2 protein-coding genes (1 of these 2 running past the window's edge) are annotated in these 17,257 nt (G+C 46.1%); both read left to right on the forward strand.

Annotation, left to right across the window (positions count from 1 at the left end):
- Positions 1–4,443, forward strand: the 3' portion of a protein-coding gene (locus tag GYO_RS31555) for a type I polyketide synthase (RefSeq protein ID WP_080010079.1). It extends 9,267 nt beyond the left edge of the window; 4,443 of the gene's 13,710 nt are visible here — the last part of the coding sequence; its start codon lies beyond the left edge, outside the window; the stop codon is at positions 4,441–4,443.
- A gap of 15 nt (positions 4,444–4,458) precedes the next feature.
- Positions 4,459–17,241, forward strand: coding sequence for an SDR family NAD(P)-dependent oxidoreductase (locus GYO_RS31560; protein ID WP_014113859.1), 12,783 nt, complete (start codon positions 4,459–4,461; stop codon positions 17,239–17,241).
- The last annotated feature ends 16 nt before the right edge of the window (positions 17,242–17,257 follow it).

A 17,257-nucleotide genomic window follows, 5' to 3' on the forward strand; every position in this document is an offset into this window, starting at 1 on the left:
GATATGGCGCTGGTTGGCGGTGTCAGCTTATACCTGACGCCGGAATCTTACATCAGTATGTGTGAGGCTGGCATGCTTTCACCTGATGGACAATGTAAAGCATTTGATAATGGTGCGAATGGTTTTGTGCCCGGCGAGGGTGCGGGTGCGCTGGTTCTGAAAAGGCTGAAAGATGCAGAAGCAGACCGTGACCATATTTATGGCATCATCATTGGCTCAGGTATTAATCAGGACGGGAAAACAAACGGAATCACGGCACCGAGTGTGAAAAGCCAAATGGATCTGGAAAGAGATATATATGAAACATATGGCATAGATCCTGAGAGTATCAGTTATGTAGAAATGCATGGTACCGGAACGAAACAAGGAGATCCAATTGAATTAGAGGCTTTATCCACCGTATTTCAAGAAAAAACAGACAAAAAACAGTTTTGTGCAATCGGCTCAGTCAAAAGTAACATTGGCCATACATCCGCGGCGGCCGGAGTAGCTAGTGTTCAAAAAGTGTTATTGTGTATGAACCACAAAACCCTGGTGCCAACATTGAACTTCACGACACCGAATGAGCATTTTCAATTTGAGCATTCTCCTTTATATGTAAACACGGAGCTTAAGCCTTGGGAATCGGCCGATGGAAAACCGAGGAGAGCCTGTGTCAGCTCTTTCGGATATAGCGGGACGAATGCCCACATCGTTATAGAAGAATATCAGCCTGAACAGAGGAATGATCAATTAACAAAGCAGCATCATTCAACATTATTTGTACTCTCAGCGAAAAAAGAGCAGCAATTGAAGGCCTATGCAAAAGTAATGAAAGATTACGCAAATTCAATAGAAGAAATTGATTTGGAGGATATGGCATATACGCTACAAACCGGCCGGGAAGCGATGGATTATCGGATGGCGTTTTTGGCGGATTCGAAAGAAGCGGTTATCAAAGCTTTAGGTGATTATTTAGCGGATGTGCCAAACAACAGCATATTTGCCGCTCACGTGAAAGCGAAGAAAAGCGAAATCAAGCTATTTGAAACAGATCATGATGCCAAAGCATTGCTGCAAACATGGATAGAGAAGAAAAGGCTGGAGAAAGTAGCGGAATTATGGGTGAAAGGGCTGCAGATCGATTGGAACGGACTTTATGGAGCTCACATGCCTCGCCGAATCAGTCTGCCTGCTTATCCGTTTGCAAAAGAGTATTACTGGCTGCCACATCAAGAAGACAAGCCCGAAAACAGTGGTTCAGCACAGCCTTACTCCGAACCGATTACTAAGCACTGCTTTCTGCGCAAACAGTGGCAGCATTGTCCGATTGAATCAGTAGAACGTACGAATCAAACCGTTGCCATTTTAGCAAACGAGGAGACAACGGCATTAGCGGCAGAGCTTTCGAAGTATTTCTCGAATTACCGTATATTTGACAGTCAAGAGCTCGGTCATGTATCTGCTGCAGGCTTTGAACATATCTCTGGAGCAATCGATCTGATCGGGTGCGGTACGAGCCATGAGCAGTCGATAAGCTGGATAAACTGGCTCCAAAAGCTGATCGAGCAAGGACGTACAAGTAAGTATCGTTTGACGATCTTGGGTGTAACGAAAGGGCTGGAGTCTTTCGAAAATAAAGCTGTTCATTTGTCTGGTGCTTCACGGGCCGGTTTATATCGCATGCTTCAAAGCGAGTACAGCCACCTTACATCAAGACACGCAGATATGGATTGCGCAGCCTCTCATGAGGAGCTGGCCAAACAGATTGCAGACGAGTTTTATGCCAATAGCACAGAATCAGAAGTCTGTTATCGAGACGGCAAGCGTTATCGCGCATATTTGGCAGAGCAGCCAGCAGACGCTGCCGGCCTTTATCAGAAGCAAGTATCCTTTTCAGCAGAAAAAGTCCTGCTCATTACAGGCGGGACAAGAGGTCTCGGTTCGTTGTGTGCGCGGCATTTTGTGAAAACATACGGTGTTAAGCACCTGGTGCTCATCGGCCGTGAAGAGCTGCCGCCGCGTGACCAGTGGAATTCAGTAAAAAGTGCCTCGATTGCTGAGAAAATAAATGCGATTCAAGAGCTAGAAGCCATGGGTGCGGATGTTCAAGTGCTGTCTCTGGACCTGGCCGATTCATTTGCTGTCGCACAGAGCCTGAAGACCATACACGAAACAATGGGGCCGATTGGCGGAGTCATCCATTGTGCCGGGAAGGTGAACAAACATAATCCGGCATTTATCAGAAAATCACTAGAAGAGATCGAACAGGTGCTTGAACCGAAAGTCGAAGGCCTGCAAACGTTGTTTGATCTGCTCAAAGGTGAACCGTTGGCGTTTGTTGCCTTGTTTTCATCAGTATCAGCGGCCATTCCTATTCTTGCAGCCGGACAAGCTGATTACGCGATGGCGAATGCATTTATGGATTATTTTGCAGAGGCGCATAGAGATGAATGTCCAATTGTCAGCATTCAGTGGCCTAACTGGAAGGAAACCGGTTTAGGTGAGGTTCGCAGCAAAGCTTTAGAACAAACGGGATTGGTAAGCTTGAGAAACGATGAGGGATTACAGCTGCTGGATCAGATTCTATCCGATACACAGCATGCTGTCGTGCTGCCGGTAATCCAAGATACAAATGTATGTAAGCCGGACAAGCTTATACAGCCGTCACGGCCTGTTGAAGCTCTCTCACATCCTGAGACGAAAAAGCAAGCTGACACTCAAAACCTGTTCCTTGAAACAGTCGACTGGCTTGTAACTCTATTTTCAGATGAATTGAAGATAGCAGCTGAAGATTTTGAAACGGATGAGCCTTTCCAAGAATACGGAATCGACTCGATTATATTGGCTCAGCTGGTACAGCAGATGAATCAAACATTAAATGGAGATATTGATCCGTCGATTTTGTTTGAATATCCGACAATAGAATCCTTTGCAAACTGGCTCATATCGAAATATGATGTATCAGCTATTTTGCATCGATCTGTTCCTGAGAAACAGACACCTGTCAAGGCACAACCAGCAATGAAACAGACGCCACTGCCAGAACAGCAGCCGCAACAGATAAGTCATGTAAAAACAGCGAGTCTTACAGAAGATATCGCCATCATCGGTCTTACTTGCAGGTTCCCTGAAGCGGAAACGCTTGAGGCATACTGGGATTTAATACGTGATGGACGGTCTGCGATTAAACCTGTACCGCCTGAACGATTCGGGCATTCCAGCTCGAATTACGCGGGTCTCATTGATGAAATGAACCGATTTGATCATGATTTCTTCATGATGTCCGAGAATGATGTCAGAGCGATGGATCCTCAAGCTTTGGCTGTATTGGAGGAAAGCCTGAAACTGTGGTATCACGCCGGTTATACAGAGAAAGAAGTGAAAGGCATGAGGACTGGTGTTTATATAGGAGGCCGCAGCCAGCACAAGCCTGATCCGTCCAGTCTTTCAAAAGCAAGAAATCCGATTGTGGCTGGCGGACAAAACTATTTAGCAGCTAACATTTCACAATTTTTTGACTTAAGGGGCCCAAGTATTGTCTTGGATACCGCTTGTTCCTCTGCGCTGGTCGGGCTGAATATGGCCATTCAGGCTCTCCGAAGCGGAGATATTGAGGCAGCGGTTGTGGGCGGCGTCAGTTTGCTTGATGCTGATGCGCATCAAATGTTTCAGGAGCGCGGACTTTTATGTGACAAACCGTCATTCCATATTTTTGATAAGCGGGCAGACGGTGTCATTTTAGGAGAAGGCGTGGGTATGGTTCTCGTCAAAACCGTCAGCCAAGCACTCGAAGACGGAGATTCCATATACGCAGTCATTAAAGCCGCTGCTATTAACAATGACGGAAGAACGGCAGGCCCATCTTCACCGAATCTCGAGGCGCAAAAGGATGTCATGCAGACAGCGCTTGAAAAAAGCGGCAAAAAGCCTGAAGAGATCAGTTATCTCGAAGCGAATGGTTCGGGATCAGCAGTAACAGACTTACTTGAACTGAAGGCGATTCAAGCCATTTACCGCTCTGGGTCAAAGGCGCCATTAGGGCTTGGATCAGTGAAACCTAACATCGGCCACCCTTTATGTGCTGAAGGAATAGCGAGCCTGATTAAAGTTGCTTTAATGCTGAAACATAGACAATTGGTTCCATTCCTGTCAGGTGACGAAAACATGCCGTATTTTGATATAGAAGAGACAGATTTGTATTTTTGTAAATCGCAAACCGAGTGGAGCGAAACAACGCCAGCTGCGGCAATCAATTGCTTTGCCGATGGCGGAACAAATGTCCATCTGATTGTAGAAGCTTGGAAAGACTCGGCTGGGCGTCCAATCAGAAGAAAACCTTTGCCTCTGCCGGAATTGCATCGTCAGCCCGTTTTAACAGAACCATCAGCTCAAACCGTGCAGAAAAAAGTGCTTTCAGACACGGGGGCTCCTAAAGATATGTTTTGGAAAACTTTCAAATAAGAGAGGAGTGGGAAAATGATAACTGAACAACTGACCATTTCAATAAATAATCCTATTATGTCCAACCACAAGGTATATGGACAAGCGTTATTACCCGGCCTTGCTTATATAGATTTGATCTACCAAGTATTCCAAGAACATGGTTATGCATATCAAGAGCTTGAATTGAAAAACCTGACCATTTTTTACCCTTTGATCGCAGACGAATGGTATGACATTGCTTTGACCATTCACGTGTCTGAAAGCAAGAAAGGGAAATGGTCCATCATCATCGACGGACAAAAACAGCGTGGTGAGTCGCTATCGGACAAAAGACAATATGTGACGGCTGACATGCATCGTAAAGAGCGAACTGCTTTTGCCGAATCAATAGACCTTAATCAGTGGAAACGTACAGCTGACAGGATTCTGAATTTGGATGAAATATATGAACAATGCTGCTCTCAACAATTAGTGCATACTGGCATGATGAAAGCGAAAGGGCAGATTTTTGAAACCAAAGAGGGTGCTTTGATAGATTTATCAGTCGGACAGGAAGCGTTGCTTCATTCTGAAGCGTTTCTGTTTCATCCGACTCTCATTGACGGCAGCGGCATAGGTTCAAGCTGCCTGCTCTCAGATCAAACGATGTATCTGCCATTGTGTTATGAATCGTTTTCAGCTTCGGAACGATTGCAAAAAGGATGTACAGCCCGGATACTTTCTTCATCTGTGCGCCAGAAGAAAGAACTCACATATATGACGATTGAATATTTTAATTCATCAGGACAAAAAGTGGCCGAGCTGAAACAGTTTGCAGGCAAGTCTGTACGGGATGCGGCAGTCTTTCCTTCTGCAAAAGAAAGTCAAGAAGAAAGACAAGCTGTCTCTCAAAACCCTGGTCAGGACTATACCGCAATTGAAACGTATTTGCGTCAATTGCTTGCTGAACAGCTTGAAAGGCCGGCAGAACAAATGGATATCCATGCCGGATACTATGAGCTTGGGCTGGATTCACCATCCCTCCTTAATGTGGTTCAGGAGATAGGGGCTAAGATTGGAGCGGACCTCTCTCCAACACTGCTGTTTGAATATACAACGATTGCAGAACTAGCTGCGCATCTTGCTGATTACTATTCAATTGGAGAGGTGGACGATACAGTCCGCCAGTCTCCTGTACCAATGCAGAATTCTTCAGCAGCCGCTATCTCTTCACGAGAAATCGGGGAGGATATTGCGATTATCGGAATGGCAGGCCGTTATCCTAAGGCAAAAAACATACAGGAATTTTGGGAACATCTTAAGGCAGGTACCGACTGCATCACAGAGATCCCCAACTCGCGGTGGGAATGGAAGGAAAACAATGGGCTGGAGTCACCTTCAGGCAAGCCATTCTCGAAATGGGGCGGGTTTATCGAGGATGCTGATTGCTTTGATCCTCAATTTTTCAGGATCTCACCCCGTGAAGCGGAAACCATGGACCCTCAGGAACGCTTATTTTTAGAGACGTGCTGGGAAGCTATTGAAGATGCGGGGTATACACCAGAAACAATTGCTTCACAGCAGGGAGAAAATAAAAGGCAGCATGTCGGCGTATTTGCCGGTGTTATGCATAAGGACTACTCCCTTATAGGAGCGGAGGCTCTATCAGAGCACAATCCATTTCCTTTATCGCTGAATTATGCGCAAATTGCCAACAGGGTCTCTTACTATTGTAATTTCCACGGCCCAAGCATGGCGGTGGACACGGTCTGCTCTTCTTCATTAACTGCGGTTCATCTGGCTATAGAGAGCATCCGGAATGGAGAATGCGAGGCCGCGCTTGCAGGAGGCGTCAATTTATCACTGCATCCGGCCAAATATATCAGCTACGGCAGTGTGGGGATGCATTCGAGTGACGGCTATTGCCATACATTCGGCAAAGGCGGGGACGGCTACGTATCTGGAGAAGGTGTCGGAACAGTATTGTTAAAGCCGCTCCGAAAAGCTGAACAGGACGGTGACCGGATTTATGCTGTCATCAAAGGCAGTGTCATTAATCACGTAGGAAAAGTAAGCGGAATTACAGTTCCGAGCCCTGTCGCTCAAGCTGATGTTATCGAAGCGTGTTTAGAGAAAACGGGAATTGATCCACGCACCATCAGCTATGTTGAAGCCCATGGCACTGGAACCTCATTAGGGGATCCGATTGAAATACAAGGATTGGTGAAGGCTTTCAGCCGCAATACACAAGACAAGCAATTCTGCTCAATCGGTTCTGTGAAATCAAACATTGGCCATGCCGAATCTGCAGCCGGCATCAGCGGCTTAACAAAGACTGTCCTGCAGCTGCATCATAAAACATTGGTGCCATCATTACACTCAGAAGAGCTGAATCCATATTTGCAGCTCGATCAAACCCCATTTTTTGTCCAGCATGAAACGAAAAAATGGGAGCAGCCTTCAATGGCAGAAAACGGGATGGACGTCACATATCCCCGCCGCGCCGGTTTAAGTTCGTTTGGGGCCTCAGGGTCCAATGCGCATCTTATTTTGGAAGAATATATTCCGGCAGAGAGCTTTTCAGAGCCGGTTTTATCGAAAAATGAAGAAGTAATGATTCTATTGTCCGCGAGAAACAAAGACCGTCTGCAGGCTTACGCTGTTAAACTCCTTGCTTTTCTGAGCGAGGACGTCAATCTTGTAGCGTTAGCTTATACATTACAGACGGGCCGGGTGGAAATGGAGGAGCGGGCAGCCTTCATCGTGAAGGACATAAAGGATTTAACTGCTAAGCTTCGGGCGTTTACAAATGGTGAAGAAGAGATCGATGGTTGCTGGACTGGGCAAGCCATGGAGGATCAGGAGGCTGCAGAACCAACATCAACAAACAGCGAGTTGAAGAAAATGGCGGAATCATGGGTTCAAGGAAAGCGGGTCATCTGGGACGGCTTATACGGCGATCGCAAGCCGCTTAAAATCAGCGTTCCGACCTACCCGTTTGCTAAGGAGCGCTACTGGATACCGGCTCCTGAAACGAAAACCAGCACTGTGAATCATACCTTACATCCGCTTGTGCACCGCAATACGTCAGACTTTACTGAGCAGCGCTTTAGCTCTGTTTTTACAGGCAAGGAATTTTTCCTTTCTGATCATGTTGTGCAGGGACAGAAAATCTTGCCGGGTGTTGCCTATTTAGAAATAGCAAGAGAAGCAGCGGAAAAAGCTGCGGGCGATCTGGAAGATGAACAAAGAGTTGTGTCGCTTAAAGACATCGTCTGGGTCCGCCCTATCACGATAGGAAGTGAACCAAAAGAAATACATATTGGCCTTTATCCTGAAGATAACGGGGACATTTCCTTTGACATTTACAGCATTTCTGAAACTAAAGAAGAAACCCCAATGGTACACAGTCAAGGCCGTGCAGTCATTTCAGCTGAAGCGGACACCCCAGTTTTAGACCTTGCATCAATCCAGACAGAATGCAGTCTGGACACAGTAACGTCAGAACAATGCTATACGGCGTTTCGAAAGATTGGGCTTGACTATGGCGAGGGCTATCAAGGGATAGAAAAAGTACTCGTCGGACAAGATCAATTGCTTGCCAAAATCTCATTGCCCGATTCTCTAAAAGACGGTAAGCAGCAATTTACGCTTCACCCGAGTTTGATGGATTCCGCCTTCCACTCCACAGTCGGTTTTATCGTTAGCTCAGTCAATGCTGACAGACAAGCTCATCAGCTTTCTCTCCCGTTTGCATTGCAGGAGCTTGACATTTTCAGCCCGTGTCCAGAAGAGATATGGTCTTATATTCGATACAGTTCAGATAGCAAAGCGGAGGACAAAGTCAGAAAATATGATATTGATTTATGCGATGAGAACGGGAACGTTTGTGTTCGAATGAAGGGTGCTTCGATGCGAGCACTTGATGGAGAGCAGGCCAAGCCTCAAACAGTAGCTGATTCCCCGCTGACAGGGCATACGATGATGATCCCTGCCTGGGAACCGGTTTCTCCAGATAAGGAGGGCGATGCTTCGTTTATCGGTAAGCGTGCTGTTTTATGCGGCGGTACTGAAGGTGAACGGGCATTAATAAAGCAGCATTATCCTCAGGTTTCCTTTATCGATATTCGGCCTGCAGATGATATTGATGCAATAGCAGACAAACTGCAACCGTGCGGCAGCATTGACCATGTATTGTGGATTGCTCCGTCATACTCGGAGAATATGTTTAGTGAGGGACAAGAAGAGGCTGTTCTTCAGGCGTTTAAGCTTGTGAAGGCATGTCTTCAATTAGGTTATGGTGAGAAACAGCTAGAATGGTCTCTTGTGACCGTCCAAGCGCAGCCGGTTACGCAACATGAAACTGTACAGCCAGCTCATGCAAGCATTCACGGACTCGCCGGCACAATCGCTAAGGAATATCCGCATTGGAAAATTCGTCTTCTTGATCTTGAAGAAGGCTGCACATGGCCGGTAAAACAAATGTTTACCCTTCCTGCTGATCGTCTCGGCCACGCTTGGGCCTATCGGAATCAGCAATGGCATCAGCAGCAATTGATCCCATATCGGCACTCACCGTCAAATGACACGCTATATCGAAAAGGCGGAGTCTATGTGGTCATCGGAGGCGCCGGGTACATCGGGGCGGCATGGAGTGAGTACATGATCCGCCGCTATCAGGCGCAAATCGTTTGGATTGGACGCAGTCAAATCAATGATGCCATCAAGGCAAAAGTAGACCGTCTTTCCGCTCTTGGCCCTGAGCCTTACTATATTGCTGCCGATGCAGCGGATATGCATTCATTGCAGCAGGCTTATGATCAAGTGAAAAAGCGTTATCCTCACATTCACGGAATCGTTCACTCTGCAATGGTTTTATCTGAACAAAGCCTGGAAAAAATGACGCTGGAAGAATGTAGAGCCGGACTGGCGGCAAAGGTGGATGTCAGTGTTCAAACGGCCCAAGTGTTCCGTCAGGAGAATTTGGATTTTGTTTTATTTTTCTCTTCGCTTGTAGCCCATATCAAAAATGTGAAACAAAGCCATTATGCCTCTGGCTGCGCATTTGCAGATGCTTTTGCTCACCGTCTTTCTCAAAGCTGGGCTTGCCCTGTAAAAGTCATGAACTGGGGATATTGGGGGAACAGTGAAGCGGCTGAGGATGAACAATATGTACAGCTCATGAATCAAATTGGCTTAGGCTTAATTAAGCCTGCGGAAGGCATGAAGGCGCTGGAAGCACTGCTTTCTGGGCCAGTCAGCCAAACGGCTTTCATTCATACGACAAAACCTGTCGCAGTCGAAGGCGTGAATCAGAATGAATTCATCACCCTTTATCCCGAGCACCCTTCAGCTAACGATGAAAGCCTGAAGGAGCGCCTGCCGAAAACAGGACAATTACAAAGAGTCACACATGAAGAGCTGGACGATCTTCTTTACAGGTTGTTGTTAGGGCAGCTACAAACGGCCGGACTGTTTGATGGTCATAGATTATCAGTTGAACGCCTTCAACAATACAAGACTCGTGAATTTTATGAAAAATGGCTTCAGCAAAGCAGTGAATTCCTTCTGCAGCATGATTATCTTAAGAAACATGGAGATTCATTGATGAGGAAGGATCAAGCAGAGGATATTGGGCTGCTTTGGCAAGAATGGAATGCGAAAAAAGAAAAGTGGCTCAATGACAGCAATACAAAGGCGATGGTTGTTTTAGCAGAGACCATGCTGAAAGGATTACCGGATATTTTGACAGGAAAAGTGCCTGCCACGGATATCATGTTCCCGCATTCCTCGATGGAATTGGTGGAAGGCATTTATAAGCATAACCAAGTGGCAGACTATTTTAATAAAGTGCTTGCCGATACGTTAATCGCTTACGTGGATGAACGGCTGAAGCACGATCCTGAGGCATCGATTCGCATTATGGAAATAGGCGCAGGCACAGGCGGCACGAGTGCCGGAATCTTTCAAAAACTGAAAGCCTATCAAAACCATATCAAAGAATACTGTTATACAGATCTGTCGAAAGCATTTTTGCTGCATGCTGAAAAGGAATATGGGGCGGAAAATCCGTACCTGACGTATCAGCTTTTTGACGTGGAAAAACCAATTGACCAGCAGGAAATCGAGGCTGGCGGCTATGATGTCGTCATTGCCGCTAATGTCCTTCACGCGACAAAAAATATCCGTCAAACCCTGCGGCATACAAAAGCAGTGATGAAAAACAACGGAATGCTGCTGCTGAATGAAATGGCGGGAAACAGCCTGTTCCCCCACATCACCTTTGGTCTCTTGGAAGGCTGGTGGCTGTATGAAGATCCTGCAGTGCGGATTCCCGGCTGTCCAGGCTTATATCCTAACAGCTGGAAAGAGGCACTAGAAAGCGAAGGCTTTGAATCTGTCTTCTTCCCGGCCGAAGCTGTCCATGATCTCAGTCACCAAATTGTCGCAGCCTCAAGCAATGGGCTGGTTCGCCGTATGATGATGGAAAGTGTGATCGTGCCAGAGAAAGATATGTCTCAGACATCATTTAACGAGCCAGCCAATACACAAAACATAGCTTCGGAGAAAGCGGGACAATCCAATACTGATGCTCTTAGAGAAAAAAGCACAGAATATATGAAAAAACTAATCGGAGAAACATTGAAAATTCCTGCAAGCAAAATTGAGTCATCTGAACCGCTTGAAAAATACGGTATCGATTCTATCGTCGTCGTCCAGCTGACGAATACATTGCGTAAAGAATTAGACCATGTAAGCAGCACTTTATTTTTCGAGTACCAGACCATCGACGCGTTAGTAGAACATTTAATCAAAACAAAAACAGAAGCACTCATGAAACTGACAGGTCTTGACCGTCAAGTTCACCAACAGCCACCGGCCGCAAGCAAGAATGAATCTTCACAGAAGTCTGGACACGCCGTTAAAAGATCGCAGCGCTATCGCAAGCTTGGCTTCAGCAAGGAGAAAGAAACGCCAACACACGCTCTTGCCAGCCGTGACGTTGCCATTATTGGCATATCCGGACGTTATCCTCAGGCGGAGACAGCAGAAGACTTTTGGAATAACCTAAAAGAAGGAAGAAACTGTATTGAGGAAATTCCGAAAGAACGCTGGGATTGGAGAGCCTATTACGATAAAGAAAAAGGAAAAGAAGGGTCGATTTATACGAAATGGGGCGGATTTATCAAGGATATGGACAAGTTTGATCCATTATTCTTTCAGATTTCTCCGCTCGAAGCAGAAAGAATGGACCCTCAGGAGCGATTATTTCTGCAAACCGCTTATGCAAGTATTGAAGATGCGGGATACACGCCTGACACGCTCTGTACAAGCAGAAAAATCGGCGTCTTTGCCGGAGTCATGAACAAAAATTATCCGACCGGCTACGGCTATTGGTCTATCGCCAACAGAATATCCTATTTGCTGAATTTCCAAGGTCCGAGCCTTGCAGTCGATACAGCCTGCTCCTCTTCTCTGACAGCGATTCATTTAGCGCTGGAAAGTATTTATAGCGGATCAAGTGATTGCGCCATTGCCGGCGGTGTCAATGTAGTTGTCGACCCGGTCCATTATCAGAACTTATCTGTCATGAATATGCTCTCTGCAAGTGATACATGTAAATCATTCGGCGATGACGCAGATGGATTTGTCGACGGTGAAGGCGTAGGAGCCATTGTGTTAAAGCCGCTGCAGCAAGCAATAGCAGACGGCGACCATGTTTACGGTGTGATAAAGGCCAGTGCGATTAACAGCGGAGGAAAAACAAATGGATATACGGTTCCAAATCCTCATGCACAGGCACAGCTGATTAAAGAAGCGATTGAGCGCGCCAACATTCCTGCCCGGACCATCAGTTATCTGGAGGCGCACGGAACAGGCACCGCATTAGGAGATCCGATTGAGATAGCGGGATTAACAAAAGCATTTGAGGAAGATACGCAAGAGAAACAGTTTTGCGCGATTGGCTCCAGCAAATCAAATATCGGCCATTGTGAAAGTGCAGCCGGCATCGCCGGGCTGACAAAAATTCTTTTTCAGTTTAAATACGGCCAAATTGCGCCATCTTTGCATTCTCAGCGATTGAATCCAAACATTGAATTCAGCCATACTCCGTTTGTCGTTCAGCAGCATCTTGGCGAATGGAAACGCCCGGTGATTGACGGGCAAGAGGTGCCGAGACGTGCCGGATTGAGCAGTTTTGGCGCCGGAGGGTCCAATGCACATATGATTCTGGAAGAATATATTCCGAGAACAGAAGCGCAGACTCCTGAAGCTCATTCTCCTGCGTTGATTGTGCTGTCAGCGAAAAACAGGGAACGGCTGCAAGAAAAAGCGGAACAGCTGCTCACAGCCATTCAAGAAAAAAGGTACAGCGAAACAGATCTGTTCAGGATCGCCTATACTTTGCAAACGGGCCGTGAAGCAATGGAGGAACGGCTGGGCTTTATAGCGGAATCATTAGAGGATCTTGAGAGAAAGCTGAACGATTTTATCGAAAACAAAGCAGACAGCCTGTACCTGGATCGCATCGATGACAACAAAAAAGCATTAGCCGTCTTATCAGCTGATGAAGATACGGAAAAAATCATAGAGGCATGGATGAGCAAAGGAAAATACACGAAACTGCTGGATCTTTGGGTGAAAGGCTTGTCTTTTGACTGGGGCAAGCTGTACGGAAGCCAAACGCCTGTCCGGATCAGTCTTCCGGCATATCCATTTGCAAAGGAACGTTACTGGGTACCAAGCCCGGCAAAGGATCCGGCGCGTATAGAACAGAATCATGAACTGCAACCAGAAGAGCATTTCGAGGTTATGACTTTTCAAGAAGTGTGGAAAGAAGAGCCGGCAACTCTCACATCGAAACGTTTCAAAACGCTCATCTGTTTTCTGACGGATAGAGAAAAGCAAAACGCATTCGCTGCATCTGTGAAAAATGTTGATCAGGACACCAAGATCATTTTTATTTCACAGGGCGAGGTGTACAGCAAACAATCTCAAAACAGCTATCAGATTGTGCGGCAAGAACCCGTCACTTTTGAAAAAGCCTTCCAGAGCATTCAGGCGGAACATGGAGAGCCAGATGCAATCCTCTATTTGTGGCCTGCGGAAGACGCGAGCTGTATAAAGGACCATTCCTGTATTGTCTATCTATTACAAGGTATGACTGCAGCAAAGCTTCACCCTTCACGGCTGCTGCTGGCAGGACGTTTTGAAAATGGTCTTGACCGGAGCTATCTGGAATCATGGATTGGCTTCGAACGTTCACTCGTGCTTGTCCTTCCACACACAAAAGTGACTGGGATCTTTCAGCCGGCAGATCAAGAATCGATGGAGGATTGGGCGCGAAAAATCTGGACGGAATTACAGGCTTCAACTGAACAAACCGTTTTGTATCAAAATGGGAAACGATGTGTGTGTCACATTGAACAGACCACGATACAACCGAACAACAGCAAATTGAAATTTGGCGGTACTTACCTAATGACAGGCGGTTTAGGAGGGCTCGGTTATTTATTCGCCAAGCATTTGGCTAAACACTATGCCGCAAACCTGATTTTGACAGGGAGGTCGCCTTTCAATGACGAAAAGCAAAAGAAATTAAAAGAATTAAAGGATCTAGGCGGCGAAGCCATGTATGCAGAAGCAGATGTTTCAGATCCTATCGCGATGGGAGACTGCGTAAAAAGAGGGAAAGATCGATTTGGTACCATCAATGGTGTTATTCATGCAGCCGGGATCGAAAGCGATTCTACTATTTTTGACAAAGAGATCGAAAGCTTCCGGCGCATCATTGAACCGAAAGTCAACGGCACGATAGCGCTTGATGAATGGCTTAAAAATGAAGCCCTTGATTTTATTTGTTATTTTTCTTCGTCTTCTGCTATTTTAGGAGATTTTGGCTGTTGTGATTATGCAATCGGGAATCGGTTCCAAATGGCTTATGCACAATACAGAAATGAGCTTCATAGCGGAAAAACGTTTGTCATCAACTGGCCTGTATGGAAGGATGGCGGAATGAAGATCGGTGATGAAGGAACAACCGATATGTACCTGAAATCAAGCGGTCAGCGCTTCTTAGAAGCCGATGAAGGCATCCGTCTATTTGAACACATCCTGTCTCAGCAGGATGCTCAGCATCTCGTGATCGCTGGCCAGTCCAGCCGGGTCAGCCGCTTTTTAGGAATGACTGAACCAGCTGTTCCGGAACCGGCCATTCAAGCACCTGCAGCACAAGAAAAAAGGGAAGAGATCAAAACGCTAAGCATTGAAAAGCGTTTAGAACACGATCTGAAAGAACATATTCACGCATTGCTTAAAATCTCAAAGGACAAGCTGAATTTGAACAAAAATTGGGCCGACTTCGGATTTGATTCGATCTATTTGGCTAAATTCTCGAATGTGCTATCAAAGCATTTCAACATCGAAGTGACACCGGCTTTATTTTTTGGCTATTCGACTTTACAAGAATTGATCGGCTTCTTCTTAACGGATCACAAAGAGCTGATCGAAGCACTTTACCGGGATGATGCATCTGAGGCACAAAAGCCCCCTGAAGCTGATGTGAAAATTCCTGCAGTTCCTGTACCAGAAAGCAATCATAAGAGCGACAGGCAGTCTCACGCCGAGCCTATCGCCATTATCGGAATGAGTGGCAGGTTTCCTCAAGCTGATTCGATCCATGAGCTATGGGACAATCTGAAAAACGGCAAACATTGTATCTCTGACATCCCGAAAGAACGCCGCGACTGGGGTGGTGCTGACGGAGATCCAGAAAAAGCAGTCCCAAAATGGGGCGCATTTTTGAAGAACATAGACCGATTTGATCCACTGTTTTTTCAAATATCGCCTAAAGAAGCCGAAAGCATGGACCCGCGCCAGCGCATTTTTCTAGAGGAAGCATGGCACACGTTTGAAGACGCTGGCTATATGGGACATCGGATAAAAGGAAAATCCTGCGGTGTTTACGTAGGTGTGGAAGAAGGGGAATATGCGCATTTAATCGGAGATACGGATTACATTAATGGTACGCAAAACGCCACATTATCTGCGCGAATCGCATACGCATTAGATTTAAAAGGGCCTAATATGGCGTTGACAGCGGCATGTTCATCTGGACTTGTGGCGATTCATCAGGCATGTTCAGCCCTGCGTCAGGGAGATTGTGAAATGGCTTTAGCCGGCGGCGTCAGCCTGAATATTTCTCAAATGTCTTTTGAAGCGCTGACAAGAGCCGAAATGCTTTCTCCAAATGGACAATGTAAAGTGTTTGACCAGGATGCCAATGGTCTGGTGCCAGGTGAAGCAGTAGCTGCTGTTCTCCTGAAACCATTATCAAAGGCCATTGAAGATAAAGATCACATTTATGGCTGCATAAAGGCCAGCGGTGTGAATTACGATGGCAAAACCAATGGCATTACTGCACCAAATCCTTTTAGCCAGGCAGAATTGATCGAAAACATTTATGAAAAAAATGAAATCAACCCACTCGATATTCAATATGTGATGGCGCACAGTACCGGCTCAAATCTTGGAGATCCGCTTGAGGTCCAAGCGTTAACGAGCGTGTTCAGCAAATATACGAAGCAGAAGCAATTCTGCATGATCAGCTCGATTAAACCGTTAATCGGACACACATTTGCAGCGTCAGGGGTGGTTGCTTTAATCAGTATGCTGATGGCAATGAAAAACAAGACCATTCCGGCTACTCATCATTGTGAATCGGACAACCCGTATATTCAGTTTAAAGAAAGCCCGTTTGTGCTATGCAAAGAGAACCGTCCATGGATCAGGAAAAATCAGAAGCCGAGGATGGGAACAATCAGCACGACAGGAATCAGCGGCACCAATGCGCATGCAGTCATTGAAGAATACATCACGGATGAGCAGCCGATCACACAACGGCATAAAGAGTCAGCTGAATCCCCGCAGGTCATCGTGCTTTCAGCCCAAAATGACGATCGGCTTCAGGATGCTGTCAGCCGCATGATTGCGTATCTTGAGCAGAATCAAAACCTTTCTTTACCTGATGTTGCATATACACTTCAGGCGGGGAGAAAAGCCATGGAAGCAAGGCTCGCGATTGTTGTGAACAATCAGGAGCAATTGGTGCGAATATTGAAGGAATATGCGGAAGCAATGAAGAATGGTGGGGTATCAGGCCAACAGGCATCTCTTTATACAGGACATACGGAAGGGATGATAGAAGAACAGGATGAAGCAGTCCTGCAAATTCTCGCAAAAGAAAGAAATTTGGAAAACATTGCGGAATGTTGGGTGAAAGGATATCAGATTCCTTGGGAGCTCCTTCATGAAGGTGATGACGTTCGGATGCTCCCTTTACCTGGCTATCCATTTGCAAGGGAGCGGTATTGGGTTTCGTCAGGCAATCATCAATCAGAGGCCGCTAAACCGCATACACAAGACATGAAAAAAGAGGTTGACGAGCCTAATGGGGAAACGCACATGCAAAAGATCATTGTTCAATTTTTAGCACGAGAGTTGGGCATATCTGAGGATCGCATCAATTTCAAAAGAAACTTTCTGGATTATGGGATGGATTCAATTCTTGGCCGAAAATTGATGCGTCATATCGAAAAAACCACGCAGATGAAGATGACCGGCCGGGAAATCCTTGAATGTCAGACAGTTCAAACTCTATCCGCTCATTTGGCATTAAAAGCAGAAAGACAGAATCAAAGCGCGGCAGCACATCAAACAAAGGGCACGTATACAGACGAGCAAATCATCGGATTGATGCAAGGGGTGGCGCAAGGAAAATTGGATTTTAAGAGTGTGCAAAACATCATAGAAGGGAGTAAATCGTATGAATCATAAAGAAATTCTCGATGCC

Source organism: Bacillus spizizenii TU-B-10, from assembly GCF_000227465.1.
GTDB lineage: Bacteria > Bacillota > Bacilli > Bacillales > Bacillaceae > Bacillus > Bacillus spizizenii.